We start from the raw sequence: 16,140 nt of genomic DNA, 5'->3' as shown, positions 1-16,140 counted from the left end.
GATGATGAAGATGAACCACACCAATCCGACAAAGATCGTCAACCGGTCGAGGTTGCGCTCGACGACGCTCGAGCCGGACAGACTCGATTGCACACCGCCACCGAAGAGCGACGACAGGCCACCGCCCTTACCCCGGTGCAGCAGAACCAGGATCACCAGCAGCACACTGGTGATGATCAGGCCGATGTCCAGAACTGTTTCGAGCACGTCAGGCAGATCCTTGTCGGTTGGAATCGAGTCGCGTCCGGCCAGGGGCCGACGACATGGTCGAGCCGGTCACCTCACGAGGAATGCGACCGGCTCGACCAGTGTACGCGTTTGAGCGAGCGCTCAGGGCAGGGGGCCGCCCGCGGCGATCGCCGACAACGTGGAGAACTCGTCGGCCTTCAAGGACGCGCCGCCGACGAGAGCCCCGTCGACATCGGTCTGGCCGACGATGTCACCGACGTTCTTGGCGTTCACCGACCCGCCGTAGAGCACCCGCACCGAGGCGGCTGTCGACGCATCGGCGATCTCGGCGAGCGTGGTACGCACCGCCGCGCAGACCTCCTGCGCGTCGGCGGCACTGGCCACCCGACCGGTACCGATGGCCCACACGGGCTCGTAGGCGATGACGACCTTCGCGATGTCCTCGGCCGAGAGGCCCGCCAGCGAACCCTTCAGCTGCGCGACGTTGTAGGCGACGTGCTCGCCGGACTCCCGGATGTCGAGTCCCTCACCGATGCAGACGATCGGCGTCAGGCCGTGCTTGAGCGCCGCCTTGGTCTTGGCAAGCACCACCTCGTCGGTCTCGGCGTGCATGGTGCGGCGCTCCGAATGCCCGACGACGACGAAGGTGCACCCGAGCTTGGCGAGGAATGCCCCGCTGATCTCGCCGGTATAGGCACCCGAATCGTGGGCCGACAGATCCTGGGCACCGTAGGTCAGCAGCAATTTGTCGCCGTCGACGACCGTCTGCACCGAGCGGATGTCGGTGAACGGCGGGATCACCGTCACGTCGACCTTCTCGAAGTACTTGGCGGGCAGCGCAAACGCGATCTTCTGCACCAGCGCGATGGCCTCGAGGTGATTGAGGTTCATCTTCCAGTTGCCCGCGATGAGCGGCTTACGGGATCCGCTCATGATTCCAGCACCTTCAGTCCCGGCAATTCCTTGCCCTCCAGGTATTCCAGCGACGCACCGCCACCGGTCGAGATGTGCGAGAAGTCGTCGTCCGGCAACCCCAGCGTGCGCACCGCGGCTGCGGAGTCGCCCCCGCCGACCACGGTGAACGCACCGGCCTTGGTAGCGCCGGCGATCGCCTCGGCGACACCCTTGGTGCCCGCGGAGAACTTCTCGAATTCGAACACGCCCGACGGCCCGTTCCAGAAGATCGTCTTGGCACCCGAGAGCAGCGCGGCGAAACGCTGCACCGACTCCGGCCCGATGTCCAGACCCATCCATCCGTCGGGGATGGCGTCGGCCGAGACCGTCTGCGACTGCGCGTCGGCGGCGAACTTGTCGGCCACCACCACATCGGCGGGCAGCCGGATGACATCACCGAATCGCTCCAGCAGATCCTTGCAGACCTCGATCTGGTCTTCCTGCAGCAGCGAGGTGCCCACGCCATGGCCTTGGGCGGCCAGGAACGTGAACGCCATACCGCCGCCGATGACCAGCGTGTCGACCTTCGGTGCCAGCGCCTCGATCACGCCGAGCTTGTCGGACACCTTGGAACCACCCAGCACCACGGCGTACGGCCGTTCCGGGTCCTCGGTGAGTGCCGAGAGCACCTTGACCTCGGCCGCCACGAGCTCACCGGCGTAGTGCGGGAGGAGCTTGGCGACGTCGTACACCGAGGCCTGCTTGCGGTGCACCACCCCGAAACCGTCGGAGACGAAGGCGCCGTCGGGACCGACGAGTTCGACGAAGGCCTTGGCCAGCGACTCTCGCTCGGACTCGTCCTTGGACGTCTCGCGCGGATCGAACCGCACGTTCTCCAGCAGCAGGACATCACCGTCGGTGAGTCCCTCGGCGCGCGCGAGCGCGTCGGAGCCGACGACATCACCGGCGAGTTGGACGTTGCGGCCCAGTTCCTGGCCGAGACGCTCGGCGACCGGCGCCAATGAGTATTTCGGATCCGGCTCACCCTTGGGGCGGCCCAGATGCGCGGTGATGATCACCTTGGCGCCGGCGTCGATGAGCGCGTTCAGCGTCGGCAGGGAGGCGAGGATTCGGCCCGGATCGGTGATCGTCGACCCGTCGAGCGGGACGTTGAAATCCGATCGAACCAACACACCGCGACCCGAAACGCCTTCGTCGAGAAGGTCTTTCAGAGTGGGTACACCCATTGCAGCATTGCTCCGTAACGGTTGGGTTCGTCAGCGACCGGTCGGTCAGAGAGACTTGCCGACCAGGCCGGACAGGTCGACGAGGCGGTTGGAGTAACCCCACTCGTTGTCGTACCAGGAGACGGCCTTGACCTGGTTGCCGATGACCTTGGTCAGCCCGGCGTCGAACAGCGAGCTGTGCGGGTCGGTGACGATGTCGCTGGAGACGATCGGCGCGTCGTAGTACTTGAGGATGCCCTTGAGCGGACCCTCGGCGGCGGCCTTCATCGCGGCGTTGATCTCGTCGGCGGTCGCGGAATTCTCCAGGATTGCGGTGAGGTCGGTGACCGAGCCGGTCGGGATCGGCACGCGCAGCGCGTATCCGTCGAGCTTGCCCTTGAGTTCGGGGAGGACCAGACCGATGGCCTTGGCCGCGCCGGTCGAGGTGGGCACCACGTTGATGGCCGCGGCGCGGGCGCGACGCAGATCCTTGTGCGGGCCGTCCTGCAGGTTCTGGTCCTGGGTGTAGGCGTGCACGGTGGTCATCAGACCCGAGACGATGCCGAATTCGTCGTTGAGCACCTTCGCGAACGGGCCGAGGCAGTTGGTGGTGCACGACGCGTTGGAGATGATGTTCTGGCTGCCGTCGTACTTGTCGTCGTTGACACCCATGACGATGGTGATGTCCTCACCGGAGGCCGGTGCGGAGATGATGACCTTCTTGGCGCCGGCGTCGAGGTGGCCCTTGGCCTTCTCCGCGGCGGTGAAGATACCGGTGGATTCGACGACGACGTCGACACCGAGGTCGCCCCACGGCAGCGCCGCCGGGCCTTCCTTGACCTCGAGGGCCTTGATGCGCTGGTCGCCGACGACGATGAAATCGCCGTCGAGGGAAACCTCCTGCGGCAGGCGGCCCAGGATCGAATCGAACTTCAGCAGGTGTGCCAGGGTGGCGTTGTCGGTCAGATCGTTGACGGCGACGATCTCGATGTCGGTGGTGCCCAATGCTTTTTGTGCTTCGACGGCGCGGAAGAAGTTGCGGCCGATCCGGCCGAATCCGTTGACGCCTACCCGAACAGTCACTGGTGTGCTCCTTAGCGGTTGTCTCGGCACGGGGTCATCTGCCCGCACCGCTCCTGGTGGCCGATCGGCTCATGGCCAACCGGCGTCGGGTCCAGCCTAGTAGGACGCCTGATCGTGGGCAGCGCGACGGGTGCACTGGCACACCCGTACCGCCGCCCGAACGATCGGGTCGACAACGGTGGGTCACGCCTCGTCGAGCAGATCCGAGGTGACCGCCGACTCGGTGTCGGGGATGCCCTCGGCGTGCGCCTTCTTGTCCGCGGTCGACAGCAGCCGGCGGATCCGGCCGGCGACGGCGTCCTTGGTCATCGGCGGATCGGCGAGCTGGCCGAGTTCCTCCAGCGAGGCCTGCCGGTGGGTGATGCGCAGATGCCCGGCCGCGGCGAGGTGGTCGGGGACCTCGTCGCCGAGGATCTCCAGTGCGCGCTCCACCCGGGCGGCGGCCGCGACCGCGGCGCGCGCCGAGCGGCGCAGGTTCGCGTCATCGAAGTTGGCGAGCCGGTTGGCCGTCGCCCGCACCTCCCGACGCATCCGGCGTTCCTCCCAGACCAGGCGCGTGTCGTGTGCGCCCATCCGCGTCAACAGCGCGCCGATCGCCTCACCGTCGCGGATGACGACACGGTCGGCGCCGCGCACCTCGCGGGCCTTCGCCGACACCCCGAGCCGCCGGGCCGCCCCGACCAGTGCCAGGGCCGACTCCGGACCGGGACAGCTGACCTCCAGCGCCGAAGACCGGCCGGGCTCGGTCAGCGACCCGTGCGCCAGGAACGCGCCGCGCCAGGCGGCCTCGGCGTCGGCGATACTGCCGCCGACAACCTGCGCGGGCAGACCCCGGACCGGTCGGCCGCGCAGATCGAGCAGCCCGGTCTGTCGGGCAAGGCCCTCACCGTCGGCGGTGACCCGCACGATGTAGCGCGCCGACTTGCGTAGTCCGCCGCCTCGCAGGACGTGGACCTCGGAGGTGTATCCGTACAGGTCGTGGATCTCCCGGCGCAGCCGTCGCGCCACATTGCCCATGTCGACCTCGGCCTCGACGATCACGCGCCCGGCCACGATGTGCAGGCCTCCCGCGAACCGCAGAAGCGCCGACACCTCGGCCTTGCGCGGACTCACCTGCGTCACGGCGAGCCGACTCAATTCGTCCTTCACCGCCGCGGTCATCGCCACCGGTCCCTGTCCTCCTGTCATCGCCGGGTCCTCCTGTCATCCGCGGACCCCATGCCTGTACTCCCCAGGGCGCGCCCTGGCCTCCCCTGCCCGCGCTCAACCACGTTGGGCCAGCCTAACGGGTCGGTTCACGCGAACACAGTTGCTTGATCAGGCCGGCCACTTTCGCCGGGTCGTGGACGTGGCGGCCGGGAATGGCGAGATCACCGATCTCCAGGCTCGCGCCGAACATCCCGGCGGCCCTCTCGAGGTGCTCGCGCTCCCGCCCGGCGGGCACCGACGACTCGTCGACGACCACATGATCGATCGTGAACGTGTCGGCGTGGGCGTGCAGCACATGCAGATGTCGTTCCACCGAGAACCCCGGGGTCTCCCCCGGCTCCGGCGCCAGGTTCACGATCAACACCTTGCGAGAAGTGCTGCGCTGCAACGCCTCCAGTAAGTCCGGCACCAGGACGTGCGGGATCACACTGGAGAACCACGAGCCCGGACCGAGGACCACGAGATCGGCCTCGTCGACGGCGGTGATCACCGGCTCGCACACCGGCGGCTCCGCGGGCAGGAGTCGCACCCGACGCACCTTGCCGGGGGTGGTCGCCACAGCCACCTGACCGCGGATGACCCGGGAGATACGAGGATCGGATTCCAGTCCGGAGACGTCGGCCTCGATCTCCAGCGGTACCGACGACATCGGCAGCACCCGACCATCGACGTCGAACACACGCATCATCTCGTCGAGGGCCGCCACCGGATCGCCGAGGACCTCGGTCAGCCCGGCCAGCAGCAGGTTGCCCACCGGATGACCGGCGAGCGCACCGTAACCACCGAAACGATGCTGCAGGGTCTCCGCCCACAACTCGTGGTGCCGCCGGTCGGCGTCCGGGTCCCGACGCCCGGCCAGACCGTCGAGGGCTGCCGGCGCGCACATCAACGCCGCCATCGCCATTCGCAGATCGCCGGGTGGGATCACCCCGAGTTCGGAACGCAACCGGCCCGACGACCCACCGTCGTCGGCGACGGTCACGATGGCGGTCACGTGGGGGCTCAGATAGCGCATCGCCGTCAGCGTCGCATACAGGCCGTGTCCGCCGCCGAGCGCGGCGATCCGCAATGCACTCATTCGCGCCCCAGATCACGGTGCATGGCCCGCACGTCGTAGCGCGCGGCACCCGCGTCGTCCGCGGCGACCCGCAGGCGACGCGCCAACTCCTCGGAGATCGCGACACTACGGTGCTTGCCGCCGGTGCATCCGATGCTGACGGTCATGTAGCGCTTGCCTTCTCGGAGATAACCCTTGCCCACGACACCGATCAGTTCGGTGTAGAGATCGACGAAGCGACTGGCGTCGTCCTGTCCGAGGACGTACTCCCGCACCGGCGCGTCGCGACCGTTGAGTTCCCTCAGATCGGCCACCCAATACGGATTGGGCAGGAAGCGGACATCGGCGACGAGGTCGGAGTCGATCGGCAATCCGTACTTGAATCCGAAGGACTGCACGGCGACGCTGAGCCGGGAACTCGCGTCGTGCGGATACGAATCCTCCACCACCTCACGCAGTTTGGCGACGGTCAGCGTCGAGGTCTCCACCACGAGGTCGGCGGAATCCTTGAGGGGCGCGAGGATCACCCGCTCCCGCGCGATCCCCTCGACCAGGGTCTCGCTACCCTGCAGCGGATGGCGGCGGCGGACCTGCTCGAAGCGACGGACCAGCACCTGATCGCTGGCGTCGAGAAACAGCAGTCGCGTCTGGGTGCCGGTGGCCGCGAGTTGTGCACGCAGCGTGCGCAACTGCTCGCCGAGGTTCTCGTCGGACGCGCGTAACACCATGGCCAGCCGCAGGATCGGCGGATCGCTGTCGGCGACGAGGTCGACCATCGTCGAGATCAGTGCGGGCGGCACGTTGTCGGCGACATACCAGCCGTCGTCCTCGAGCACGTTGGCGACCGTGGAGCGACCGGCGCCGGACATGCCGGCGACGAACAGGACGACGAGTCCGTCGGTGGTCGCACCGGAGGCGTCTCCTCCCGGTGCCCCGTGCGCGGGATCGCTGTCGGTCATGTCCGTGCCTCCGCTCGTGCTCATGTCCATCCCACCGTCACATCGTGTGTGGTCTCGGCCGGTCCGGCCGCCGAATCGCCGGTGGCCTGTGGCGTGTCGCCGGCAAGCGCCTCGTGCACCACCCGGGCGGTCCCCGGGCCGATGCCGGGCACCGCGGCGATGTCGTCGACGGTGGCCTCCCGCAGTTTGGCGACGGAGCCGAAGTGGGTGACCAGCGCGGTGCGCCGGGAGCGTCCGAGCCCGGGGACGCCGTCGAGTACCGACTCCGTCATGCGTTTGCTGCGTTTGCTGCGGTGGAAGGTGATCGCGAAACGGTGCGCCTCGTCGCGCACCCGCTGCAGCAGGAACAGCGCCTCACTGGAGCGGGGCAGGATCACCGGTTCGTCGTCACCGGGCACCCAGATCTCCTCGAGTCGCTTGGCCAACCCGATCACGGCGACGTCGGTGACGCCGAGCTCGTCGAGTACGGTCGCCGCGGCGTGCACCTGCGGCGCGCCACCGTCGACGACGAACAGGTTCGGCGGGTAGGCGAATCGACGCGCCTTCTTGGAATCGGGATCGGGGGCCACCTGCGCCGCCACCTGCGCGGCGACACCGTCGGCCTGATCGGCGCGATGGCGCAGGAATCGTCGGCGGGTCCCCTCGGCGATCGAGCCGACGTCGTCGGAGCGGCCATCGCCGGCGGCCTCGCGGATCGAATAGTGCCGATAATCGGACTTGCGGGGCAAGCCGTCCTCGAAGACGACGAGCGAGGCCACCACATCGGTGCCCTGCACATGCGAGATGTCGACGCACTCGATCCGCAGCGGGGCCTGGTCGAGTCCGAGGCCCTCCTGCAACTCGGTCAGAGCCGCCGACCGCGTCGTCAGATCACCGGCACGGCGTAACTTGTGCTGCGTCAACGCTTCTCCCGCGTTGCGCGCGACCGTCTCGAACAACGCCTTCTTGTCGCCGCGTTGCGGCACCCGCAGACTGACACGGCTGCCACGTAGATCGGAGAGGAACTCGGTCAGCTCCTCGTGCTCGGCGGGAAGCGCGGGGACGAGGACCTCACGCGGCACCGACTCACCGCGCTCGCGGTCCTCGCCGACCTCGACGGTCGCGTCGAGATCGGCCTGGGCGCCATAGAACTGCGTGAGGAACTGCCCGACCTGCTCGCCGATGTCGTCGTCATCGGATTTCTCCACGACCCACCCGCGCTCACCGCGCACCCGACCGTCCCGGACGTGAAAGATCTGCACCGACACCTCGAGTTCATCGCCGACCATGGCGATGACGTCGGCGTCGGTGCCGTCGCCGAGTACCACTGCCTGCTTCTCCAACGCGCGCCGCATCGCCCCCACGTCGTCGCGCAGACGCGCCGCCCGTTCGAAGTCGAGTGCTTCTGCGGCCGAGGCCATCTCACGCTCGAGGCGCTTGATCATCTGGTCGGTGCGGCCGGCCAGGAAGTCGCAGAAATCATTGACGATCTCGCGGTGTTCGATGGCGCTGACCCGACCGATACACGGCGCCGAACACTTGTCGATGTAGCCGAGCAGACACGGCCGGTCGATTTGCCCGTGCCGCTTGAACACCCCGGCCGAGCAGGTGCGGGCCGGGAACACCCGGGTCAGCAGGTCGACGGTCTCGCGGATGGCCCACGCGTGCGAATACGGACCGAAGTAGCGCACGCCACGACGCCGCGGCCCACGATAGACGAACAGCCGCGGATACTCTTCGTTGAGCGTGACCGCCAGCATCGGGTAACTCTTGTCGTCGCGATAACGGACGTTGAACCGGGGATCGAACTCCTTGATCCAGTTGTATTCCAGCTGCAGCGCCTCGACCTCGGTGCCGACGACCGTCCACTCCACCGACGCCGCGGTGGTCACCATCTGGCGGGTGCGCGGATGCAGCGAGGAGATGTCGGCGAAGTACGACGTCAGCCGTGAGCGAAGGTTCTTGGCCTTGCCCACATAGATGACGCGGCCGTGGGAATCACGGAATTTGTAGACCCCCGGATCGGTGGGGATCGTCCCGGGCGCGGGACGGTAGGTGCTCGGGTCGGCCACGTGTTCCAGGCTAGTCGGCGCGGCCGACGGATCGGGATTCGAACCGGCCGGCGAGCAGACTCGCCGACGGCCCCGCCGAACCGTCGTCGGCGGTGCCCGGGCCCACGAGCTCGGCATCGACGGCTCGGCCCGCCGCGGCGAGTACCGAGACGGTGTCGGTGAGCTCACAGGTCCACCCGGTGTCGGTGAAACGCCCGACGATGCCCGGGTCCTCGTGCCACAGCGCGGCCACCTGCGCGAAGGGGCCATCGGTGCGTGTGCGGCGCGTGGAGCGGACGGTGACCCCGACCTGTGATCCGGATGCGCTGGCCTGCCCGATGGTGTCGATCACCCGCCGCGCGACGTCGGGTTCCAGATAGACCAGGAGTCCTTCGGCGAGCCAGCACGTCGGCTCATCGGTGTGCAGGCCGGCCTCGAGCAGGGGCGGCAACCAGTCGGAGATCAGATCGGCCTGCACGACCCGGCGGCCGGTGGTGGCGACCAGCTCGTGCTCGGCGACGAGAGCTTCCTTGACCTCGACCACGGGCGGGCGGTCCAGCTCGTAGACCACCGCCGCCGGTCCCAGCTCCAGCCGAAAGGCCCGGGCGTCGAGTCCGGAGCCGAGGATGACGAACTGCTCGATCCCGTCGCGTGCGGCCGATCGGAACAGCTCGTCGAGGAACAGGGTGCGGGCGACGATCCAGTGGTACATGCCGCGACGTTCGCGACCCGCGGCATCGGTGACCGGCGGCATCGGCCGCAGGGTGCCGTCGGGATCGGTGAGAGCGGAATCGAACAACGCAACGGCCAACGGGTCGGCGAACAGCGCATCACGTCGCAGCGATTCGTAGGCGCGCACATAGGCCACCCCGAGTGCGGTCTGCCCCACGGCGTCGAGATCGATCATCGCGTGTCCCCGACTCAGCCGCCACGGTAGAGCTGCTCGATCTCCCGGTAGCGTTCCATCGCCTCGATCGCGCGGGCGCCGTCACCGGCCTGGATCGCCAGCACCGGCACGTGCTCGTCGGCGGGGAGCTCGAGCTGGCCGCCGAAACCCTTGTCCGGGTAGGTGAGTCCGCGTACCTGGTCCCACTCGAAGAGCCGCTCGGTGGCCAGATTGCGCACCGACACCCCACGAGAGCCGACCCGCAGGCGGGGTCGGGCGAGCAACATGATGGCGCACGCCTCGACCAGACCGATGCAGATGAGCGCGGCCTGATCGGACCAGCCGATGTTGTCCGGACCGGTGTTGGAGATGGTCAGCAGTAGACCGAAGGTCACGTGGATGACCACCACCACCGCCGCGGCAACGATGCCGATCAGCCGCAGGCGCCGCGACCGGTACTCCATGTCCCACTCGGACGTCGACGCATCGGTCACCGCGGGCTCCGGTCGTGCCTCGTTCACGATGCCGCGGCCGTCGTCACCGACCCGGGATAGGCCTCGCCGCGACTCAGCGCGCGCAGGGTCAGGGCCGAGGCCAGCGCCGCCGTCGTGGCCTGAGCGCCCTTGTCCTCCTTGGATTCCGGTAAACCGGCCCGATCCAGAGCCTGCTCCTCGGTGAACGTGGTGAGCACCCCGTTGCCCACCGGGGTCGACTCGTCCAGCGACACCCGGGTCAGGCCCGCGGTCACCGCGTCACAGACGTAGTCGAAGTGCGGGGTCTCCCCCTTGATGACCACACCCAGCGCGACGACGGCGTCATGGGTACGCGCCAGGGCCTGCACGATCACCGGCAGCTCGATGGCACCGGCCACCCGCACGATCGTCGGATCGTCGACGCCGTGCTCGGCTGCGGCGCGCACCGCACCGTCGAGCAACGCCCGACAGATCGTCGCGTGCCATTGCGACGAGACGATCGCCAGGCGCAGCTTGCCCGCATCCCCCAACTCGAGGGTGGGTTCACCGTGTCCGCTCATACAGGTCCTCCGCTCGTACAGGTCCGCAGCTCATACGAGTCCGCGGCTCATGACGGTCCGCCGTCTCCGGCCGCCGAATCCAGTGTGCCGTGCGGATCCCAGTTGTCCGGACCGTCCCAGTTCTCCAGACCGTCGAGATCGTGACCCATCCGGTCACGCTTGGTCCGCAGATACCGCAGATTCTCCTTGTTCGCCCGCACCGGCATCGGCACGCGCTCCACGATATGCAACCCGTACCCGTCGAGTCCCACCCGCTTGGCCGGATTGTTGGTGAGCAGACGCATCGAGGTGACCCCGAGGTCGACGAGGATCTGGGCGCCCAGACCGTAGTCGCGGGAATCGGCGGGCAGACCGAGCTGCAGATTCGCATCGACGGTGTCCGAGCCCGCATCCTGCAACTGGTAGGCCTGCAACTTGTGCAGCAGACCGATGCCGCGCCCCTCATGACCGCGCATGTAGAGCACCACACCGCGCCCCTCGGCGGCCACCATCTCCATCGCGGCATCGAGCTGCGGACCGCAATCACAGCGCAGTGAACCGAAGACGTCGCCGGTGAGGCATTCGGAATGCACCCGCACCAGCACATCACTGCCGCTGCCGTCGGCTCCGGCGAGATCACCCATCACCAGTGCCACATGCTCGACGTCGTCGTGGATGCTGGTGTATCCGACGGCGCGGAAATCCCCGTGCCGGGTGGGGATGCGGGCATCGGCGACCCGGACCACATGCTTCTCGTGACGGCGTCGCCACGCGATCAGGTCGGCGATCGAGATCAACGCGAGATCGTGCTCGTCGGCGAAGATCCGCAGCTCGTCGGTCTGGGCCATCGACCCGACGTCCTTCTGCGACACCACCTCACAGATCACCCCAGCCGGCGCGAGACCGGCCAGCCGCGCGAGATCCACGGCCGCCTCGGTGTGCCCCGGCCGGCGCAACACCCCGCCCTCCTTGGCACGCAACGGGACCACATGGCCCGGACGGGTGAAATCACCCGCGGTGCTCGCCGGATCGGCCAGCAACCGCATCGTCGTCGCCCGATCCGAGGCGCTGATCCCGGTGCCGATGCCCTCTCGGGCGTCGACGGTGACGGTGTAGGCGGTGCCGTGCTTGTCCTGGTTCATCGAATACATCGGCGGGAGTCCCAGCCGATCACAGTCGTCACCGGCCAGCGGCACACACAGATACCCCGAGGTGTAACGCACCATGAACGCCACGAGCTCAGGGGTGGCCTTCTCCGCGGCGAAGATCAGATCACCCTCGTTCTCGCGATCCTCATCGTCGACCACCACGACGGCCCTGCCTGCCGCGATGTCGGCGATCGCACGTTCGACGGTATCCAGATGCACTGCTGCACTTGCCGATTCACTCACGGTCTCGTCGCTGACGGTCTCGCTCATCACTTCACCTCTGCCGTGCCGGCTGTGTTCTGGGTTCGGATCGACTCGGCGCGGGTCGCCTGGAGTCGTTCGACGTATTTGGCGAGGACGTCGACCTCGAGATTGACCACCGCGCCGACCGACGCCGACCCCAGAGTGGTCTCCTGCAAAGTGGTGGGGATCAACGAGATCTCAAACCAGTCGCCGTCGCTCGCTTCGCTCCCGGCGCCGATCGCCCCCGGCCCGCTCGCTTCGCTCCCGGCGCCGATCGCCGAGACGGTCAGCGAGACACCGTCAACGGTGATCGAGCCCTTCTCCACGAGATAGCGGCTCAGGTGCGGATCGACGCCGATGCGTACGACCGTCCAATTCTGGGAGGGGGTGATCGCCACAACGGTCCCGGTGCCGTCCACATGTCCCTGCACGATGTGACCGCCGAACCGGCCGTCGGCGCGCATGGCGCGTTCGAGATTGACCGAGCTGCCCGGTCCGAGACGGTCAAGCGAACTGCGACGGAGGGTTTCGGCCATCACATCCACCGTGAACTGCTGGTCGTCGAATTCGACGACCGTCAGACACACACCGTTGACCGCGATCGAATCGCCGAAGCCGGCGTCGGAGGTGACCCGAGGGCCACGAATGGTGAGTCGGGCCGCGTCGGCGAGATCATCTCGCCCGACGATGGTGCCCAGCTCCTCGACGATGCCTGTGAACACCTTCTACCTCCTGTCGAGCTCGCTCGGAGCAGACAGGACGGCGTAGGGCCGTCTTGTTCTCTCGCATCCGGACTATGACCGTCGGCTCCGGATTCACACCGGAATCTGCTGTCCCCGTCCGGGTGGACGGGCGCTCGCGGGCTCGGTGTCGCCTGTGCGACACCATCACCGCCGGTGGGGAGTTTCACCCCGCCCCGAGAACGTACGTATCGACGCTAGCACGAGGTCGCGGACCCAACCAGTACGGCGGTCCACTTACGCGGTGAGGCGGGTTCAACTGTCGCACAGGAACGACCGCCACTGCGCTAAGATTCACCACACCCGGGTCTGGGTTCTCGGACGCGGTACACGGCGAAAGGCGACGCCAGCATGGCCGACAAGTCGACGCGGACATCCACCGGACCCGCTGCTCGAACACCTGGCGAGATGGTCCTCGGACTCCTGAAACGCTTTTGGCTCCCGCTGATCCTGGTGATCGTCGCGATCATCTTCATCGCCCAGAACACCCAGCATGTGCAGGTGCGGTTCCTGATGTTCTCCATCAGCTCATGGCAGTGGCTGATCCTCACCATCGTCACGCTCGGTGGCCTGCTCGCGGGTTGGATCCTGGGGCACAACGGCGCGCGCAAGCGCTCACGGCAGTAACCGGTCGGACACACTCCGGATCAGGACGTCGGAACCGAGTTGTTCGACGCCGGCCAGATGTAGTTCGGTTGCGTCGGCGAGCGTGATCGTCGCGGCCCGTTCGACCGCCGACGGCCCGGCACCCAGGATCGTCGGCGCCACATAGCTGTCGACCTCGTCGACCAGGTCGGCGTCGAGGAACGCCCCGATGATCCCCGGGCCACCCTCCACCAGCACCCACGTCGTGTCGTCCAGCGCCGCGAGCACCTCGACCGGATCGTGGGTGCGGACATGCCGGAACCCACCCACCATGGTGTCACGAATCCGGGCGCCGTCGGGAATGTCGCGCTCCCCCATGGCAACCCGGATGGGTTGGTGGGCATGCGGCGTGCCGTCGGGCAACCGGGCGGTCAGTGCGGGGTCGTCGGCGACGACGGTCCCGGTGCCGACGATGATCGCGTCGAGTTCGGCGCGCTGCCGATGGGCCCGGGCGCGTGCCTGCGGCCCGGTGATCCACTGACTCGTGCCGTCCGGCGCGGCGATCCGGCCGTCGAGGGTGGACGCGACCTTCGCGGTGACCAGTGGGCGTCCGAACCGTTGGCGAAACAGCCAGCCGCGCAACGGCCCCGACCGTGCGTCGAGGGCACCGACGCCCGCGATCACCTCGATCCCCGCCGCACGCAACCGATCCGCACCACCCGCCGCGGTCGGATTCGGGTCGCCGACGGCGTAGACCACCCGGGCCACACCCGCCTCGATCAATGCCTGGGCGCACGGACCGGTGCGCCCGGTGTGATTGCACGGCTCGAGGGTGACCACCGCGGTCGCGCCGCGCGCCGCATCCCCGGCGCGGCGCAACGCCTCGATCTCGGCGTGCGCACCGCCCGGCGGCTGGGTGTGACCGCGTGCGATCTCGGTACCGTCCGGCGCCAGCAAGACGGCGCCGACCGCAGGATTCGGCGACACCCCACCGAGTGCCGCTCGCGATTCGGCGACGGCCTCACGCATCGCGGCGGCCAGCACCGCCTCGTCGGGGATCATGGTTGTCAGTGAGCGTGTACCCGTGCGGCCGTTGCCTTCTCACGCAACGCCGCGACGGCGGCACCGGCGTCGGCGGGACCGTAGACCGCGGACCCGGCGACGAAGCAGTCGACGCCGGCCTCGGCGGCCTCGGCGATCGTCCCGTCGTGGATGCCCCCGTCGATCTCCACGAGCAGCCGCAACTCGCCGGCGTCGACGATCGTGCGGATCTCGCGCACCTTGTCGAGCACCTCCGGCATGAACTTCTGGCCGCCGAAACCCGGTTCGACGCTCATCACGAGCAGGGTGTCGAAGTCCCGCAGGATCGCCAGGTACGGCTCGAGCGCGGTGCCCGGTTTGAGGGCGAGACCGGCTTTTCCGCCTGCGGCCCGGATGTCCTTGGCCACGGCGACCGGGTCGTCGGTCGCCTCGGCGTGGAAGGTGACGTTGTAGGCGCCCGCCTCGGCGTACGGCGGGGCCCAGCGACCGGGGTCGTCGATCATCAGGTGGCAGTCGAGTGGGATGTCGGTGGCCTTGAGCAGGCTCTCCACGACCGGCAGCCCGAGGGTGAGGTTGGGGACGAAGTGGGCGTCCATCACGTCCACGTGCAACCAGTCGGCGCGCGAGGGTCCCGGTCCGGAGACCGCGTCGGCCTCGGCGGCGAGGTTGGCGAAGTCGGCCGAGAGGATCGACGGGGCGATCATCGGGGCAATCGGGGAACTCATGGCAGACAACATACGCGGCCGGGCGGCACCGACGAAGTCGGGTTTGGCGCCCACCGATCGCCGCCGGTGCGACACTCGACACCATGGACGACGAGGTCTCGAACAACGACACCGGCGGGGTCCCGGGCGAGGACACCGGTGGGGTCGCCGAGGCCCTGTGGCGGTGTGAACCGATCTTTCACCGATGGGAGCGCGGCTTCTCCCGCGCCGAATTCGACCGGATGACCGATGTGGACTTCTCGGAGGTCGGCGCCTCGGGCAGCCGCTACGACCGCGAATACGTGTGGTCGGTGCTCGCCCGGCGTCATACCAGCACCACAGCCGCGACCGACCTCGAAGAGAACTGGCGCGTCGAGGATTTCGTGGTGCGCAGCATCGCCCCAGCCACCCAGCTGGTCACCTATACGCTGCACCAGGGTGAGAGGGTGTCGCGCCGGGCAACGATCTGGCGGTACGACGGTGTGCAGGAAGACGGTGGGCAGGAAGACGGTGGGCAGGAAGACGGTGGGCACTGGGTGGCGCTGTATCACCAGGGCACCCTGGTGCCGGATCGGTAATTGCCGGACGGGTCATGCCCCCCGGATCGGCCATACCCCCGGATCGGCCATACCCCGGATCGGTCATACCCCCGTGAGGATGCGCGGTCCTTCGTCGGTGATCGCCACGGTGTGCTCGGTGTGGGCGCCGACGCGTCCGTCGGCCAGACGCAGGGTCCACCCGTCGGGGTCGACCACGAGTTCGTCGGTACCCAGGCCCCACCACGGCTCGAGGGCGAGCACCATCCCCGACCTGAGGCGGATGCCGCGTCCGGCGCGCCCCGTGTTCGGGATGTGTGGGTCCTCGTGCATGGTCCGCCCGAGTCCGTGTCCGCCGAAGTCGGTGTTGACGCGGTAGCCGTCGGCGTGGGCGACCGCACCGATCGCGGCGGAGATGTCGCCGAGACGGCCCTGTGGCACCGCCTTCTCGATTCCCGCGGCCAGTGCACGACGCGTCGAATCGATCAGGGCGCTCACCTCGTCGTCGACGGTGCCGACCTGGGTGGTCACCGCCGCATCGGCGACCCATCCGTCGATCGACACCGCGAGATCCATGGTCAGCACATCCCCGTCGGCC

General features: G+C 68.2%; 18 protein-coding genes and 1 riboswitch. Of the genes, 2 read left to right on the top strand and 16 right to left on the bottom strand.

What is annotated here, in order from left to right; all coding sequences use genetic code 11:
• From secG to B1964_RS09740, 13 genes are all read right to left on the bottom strand, one after another.
• A partial coding sequence (gene secG, locus B1964_RS09800) for a preprotein translocase subunit SecG (RefSeq protein WP_079929627.1) occupies positions 1-207 on the bottom strand: 207 nt, incomplete at its 3' end.
• A gap of 123 nt (positions 208-330) precedes the next feature.
• Positions 331-1,122 carry a triose-phosphate isomerase gene (tpiA, locus tag B1964_RS09795; RefSeq protein WP_006370295.1) on the bottom strand — a complete coding sequence of 264 codons (792 nt, stop codon included), beginning with the start codon at positions 1,120-1,122 and terminating at the stop codon, positions 331-333.
• Positions 1,119-2,330, bottom strand: coding sequence for a phosphoglycerate kinase (locus B1964_RS09790; RefSeq protein WP_014359940.1), 1,212 nt, complete (start codon positions 2,328-2,330; stop codon positions 1,119-1,121). Before B1964_RS09790 ends, tpiA begins: the two co-directional genes overlap by 4 nt.
• A 45-nt stretch (positions 2,331-2,375) precedes the next feature.
• The gene (gene gap, locus B1964_RS09785; RefSeq protein ID WP_079929626.1) at positions 2,376-3,392 is read right to left on the bottom strand and encodes a type I glyceraldehyde-3-phosphate dehydrogenase; all 1,017 of its coding nucleotides are present in this window, start codon (positions 3,390-3,392) and stop codon (positions 2,376-2,378) included.
• A gap of 183 nt (positions 3,393-3,575) precedes the next feature.
• On the bottom strand, positions 3,576-4,553 hold the full coding sequence (gene whiA / locus B1964_RS09780; RefSeq protein WP_170320206.1) for a DNA-binding protein WhiA: 978 nt from the start codon (positions 4,551-4,553) through the stop codon (positions 3,576-3,578).
• Positions 4,554-4,674: 121 nt separating this feature from the next.
• Positions 4,675-5,679 carry a uridine diphosphate-N-acetylglucosamine-binding protein YvcK gene (yvcK, locus tag B1964_RS09775; protein WP_006370291.1) on the bottom strand — a complete coding sequence of 335 codons (1,005 nt, stop codon included), beginning with the start codon at positions 5,677-5,679 and terminating at the stop codon, positions 4,675-4,677.
• A complete protein-coding gene (rapZ, locus tag B1964_RS09770) occupies positions 5,676-6,617 on the bottom strand; it encodes an RNase adapter RapZ (RefSeq protein ID WP_079929628.1) in 942 nt (313 codons plus the stop codon). Before rapZ ends, yvcK begins: the two co-directional genes overlap by 4 nt.
• Before the next feature lie 20 nt (positions 6,618-6,637).
• Positions 6,638-8,668: an excinuclease ABC subunit UvrC gene (gene uvrC, locus B1964_RS09765; RefSeq protein WP_079929625.1), complete on the bottom strand. Its 2,031-nt coding sequence runs from the start codon at positions 8,666-8,668 to the stop codon at positions 6,638-6,640.
• A gap of 10 nt (positions 8,669-8,678) precedes the next feature.
• Positions 8,679-9,554 carry an SAM-dependent methyltransferase gene (locus B1964_RS09760; protein WP_079929624.1) on the bottom strand — a complete coding sequence of 292 codons (876 nt, stop codon included), beginning with the start codon at positions 9,552-9,554 and terminating at the stop codon, positions 8,679-8,681.
• A 14-nt stretch (positions 9,555-9,568) separates the two neighbouring features.
• Complete coding sequence (locus B1964_RS09755; RefSeq protein ID WP_079929623.1) at positions 9,569-10,054, bottom strand: PH domain-containing protein; 486 nt, start codon at positions 10,052-10,054, stop codon at positions 9,569-9,571.
• Positions 10,051-10,566, bottom strand: a complete 516-nt coding sequence (ribH, locus tag B1964_RS09750; RefSeq protein WP_079929622.1) for a 6,7-dimethyl-8-ribityllumazine synthase — start codon at positions 10,564-10,566, stop codon at positions 10,051-10,053. Before ribH ends, B1964_RS09755 begins: the two co-directional genes overlap by 4 nt.
• A gap of 47 nt (positions 10,567-10,613) precedes the next feature.
• Positions 10,614-11,963 carry a bifunctional 3,4-dihydroxy-2-butanone-4-phosphate synthase/GTP cyclohydrolase II gene (locus B1964_RS09745; RefSeq protein ID WP_006370282.1) on the bottom strand — a complete coding sequence of 450 codons (1,350 nt, stop codon included), beginning with the start codon at positions 11,961-11,963 and terminating at the stop codon, positions 10,614-10,616.
• Positions 11,963-12,658 (bottom strand): riboflavin synthase, encoded by a 696-nt coding sequence (locus B1964_RS09740; RefSeq protein ID WP_079929621.1) that lies wholly within the window; start codon positions 12,656-12,658, stop codon positions 11,963-11,965. The genes B1964_RS09745 and B1964_RS09740 overlap by 1 nt, the downstream gene beginning before the upstream one ends.
• A 51-nt stretch (positions 12,659-12,709) precedes the next feature.
• A riboswitch (FMN riboswitch) is annotated at positions 12,710-12,864 on the bottom strand.
• A 163-nt stretch (positions 12,865-13,027) separates the two neighbouring features.
• Here B1964_RS09740 and B1964_RS09735 point away from each other — a divergent pair.
• Positions 13,028-13,303 carry a lipopolysaccharide assembly protein LapA domain-containing protein gene (locus B1964_RS09735; RefSeq protein ID WP_079929620.1) on the top strand — a complete coding sequence of 92 codons (276 nt, stop codon included), beginning with the start codon at positions 13,028-13,030 and terminating at the stop codon, positions 13,301-13,303.
• On the opposite strand, the gene ribD is transcribed toward B1964_RS09735, so the two are convergent.
• Entirely contained in the window at positions 13,292-14,323 is a 1,032-nt protein-coding gene (gene ribD, locus B1964_RS09730) for a bifunctional diaminohydroxyphosphoribosylaminopyrimidine deaminase/5-amino-6-(5-phosphoribosylamino)uracil reductase RibD (RefSeq protein WP_079929619.1), read from the bottom strand. The genes B1964_RS09735 and ribD overlap by 12 nt on opposite strands.
• A gap of 5 nt (positions 14,324-14,328) precedes the next feature.
• Positions 14,329-15,006 carry a ribulose-phosphate 3-epimerase gene (rpe, locus tag B1964_RS09725; RefSeq protein WP_193361617.1) on the bottom strand — a complete coding sequence of 226 codons (678 nt, stop codon included), beginning with the start codon at positions 15,004-15,006 and terminating at the stop codon, positions 14,329-14,331.
• 104 nt (positions 15,007-15,110) lie between these two features.
• Between rpe and B1964_RS09720 the strand changes: the two genes are divergently transcribed.
• On the top strand, positions 15,111-15,584 hold the full coding sequence (locus tag B1964_RS09720; protein ID WP_079929618.1) for a hypothetical protein: 474 nt from the start codon (positions 15,111-15,113) through the stop codon (positions 15,582-15,584).
• A gap of 63 nt (positions 15,585-15,647) precedes the next feature.
• On the opposite strand, the gene B1964_RS09715 is transcribed toward B1964_RS09720, so the two are convergent.
• Positions 15,648-16,140 (bottom strand): M24 family metallopeptidase (locus tag B1964_RS09715; RefSeq protein ID WP_139765689.1); only part of this gene is annotated, 493 nt, incomplete at its 5' end.

It is taken from the genome of Gordonia sp. i37 (genome assembly GCF_002043085.1).
Lineage (GTDB): Bacteria > Actinomycetota > Actinomycetes > Mycobacteriales > Mycobacteriaceae > Gordonia > Gordonia polyisoprenivorans.
The sequence above is the reverse complement of the archived record's forward strand: the minus strand, read 5'-3'. Positions and strand labels throughout refer to the sequence as shown.

Bases quoted from the DNA above. Each gene is read 5' to 3' on its own strand.
- B1964_RS09790 (WP_014359940.1), bottom strand. From the start codon at position 2,330: ATGGGTGTACCCACTCTGAAAGACCTTCTCGACGAAGGCGTTTCGGGT.
- tpiA (WP_006370295.1), bottom strand. From the start codon at position 1,122: ATGAGCGGATCCCGTAAGCCGCTCATCGCGGGCAACTGGAAGATGAAC.
- B1964_RS09720 (WP_079929618.1), top strand. From the start codon at position 15,111: ATGGACGACGAGGTCTCGAACAACGACACCGGCGGGGTCCCGGGCGAG.
- B1964_RS09760 (WP_079929624.1), bottom strand. From the start codon at position 9,554: ATGATCGATCTCGACGCCGTGGGGCAGACCGCACTCGGGGTGGCCTAT.
- rpe (WP_193361617.1), bottom strand. From the start codon at position 15,006: ATGATCGCCCCGTCGATCCTCTCGGCCGACTTCGCCAACCTCGCCGCC.
- whiA (WP_170320206.1), bottom strand. From the start codon at position 4,553: ATGACCGCGGCGGTGAAGGACGAATTGAGTCGGCTCGCCGTGACGCAG.
- yvcK (WP_006370291.1), bottom strand. From the start codon at position 5,679: ATGAGTGCATTGCGGATCGCCGCGCTCGGCGGCGGACACGGCCTGTAT.
- B1964_RS09745 (WP_006370282.1), bottom strand. From the start codon at position 11,963: ATGAGCGAGACCGTCAGCGACGAGACCGTGAGTGAATCGGCAAGTGCA.
- B1964_RS09735 (WP_079929620.1), top strand. From the start codon at position 13,028: ATGGCCGACAAGTCGACGCGGACATCCACCGGACCCGCTGCTCGAACA.
- rapZ (WP_079929628.1), bottom strand. From the start codon at position 6,617: ATGACCGACAGCGATCCCGCGCACGGGGCACCGGGAGGAGACGCCTCC.
- ribD (WP_079929619.1), bottom strand. From the start codon at position 14,323: ATGATCCCCGACGAGGCGGTGCTGGCCGCCGCGATGCGTGAGGCCGTC.
- ribH (WP_079929622.1), bottom strand. From the start codon at position 10,566: ATGAGCGGACACGGTGAACCCACCCTCGAGTTGGGGGATGCGGGCAAG.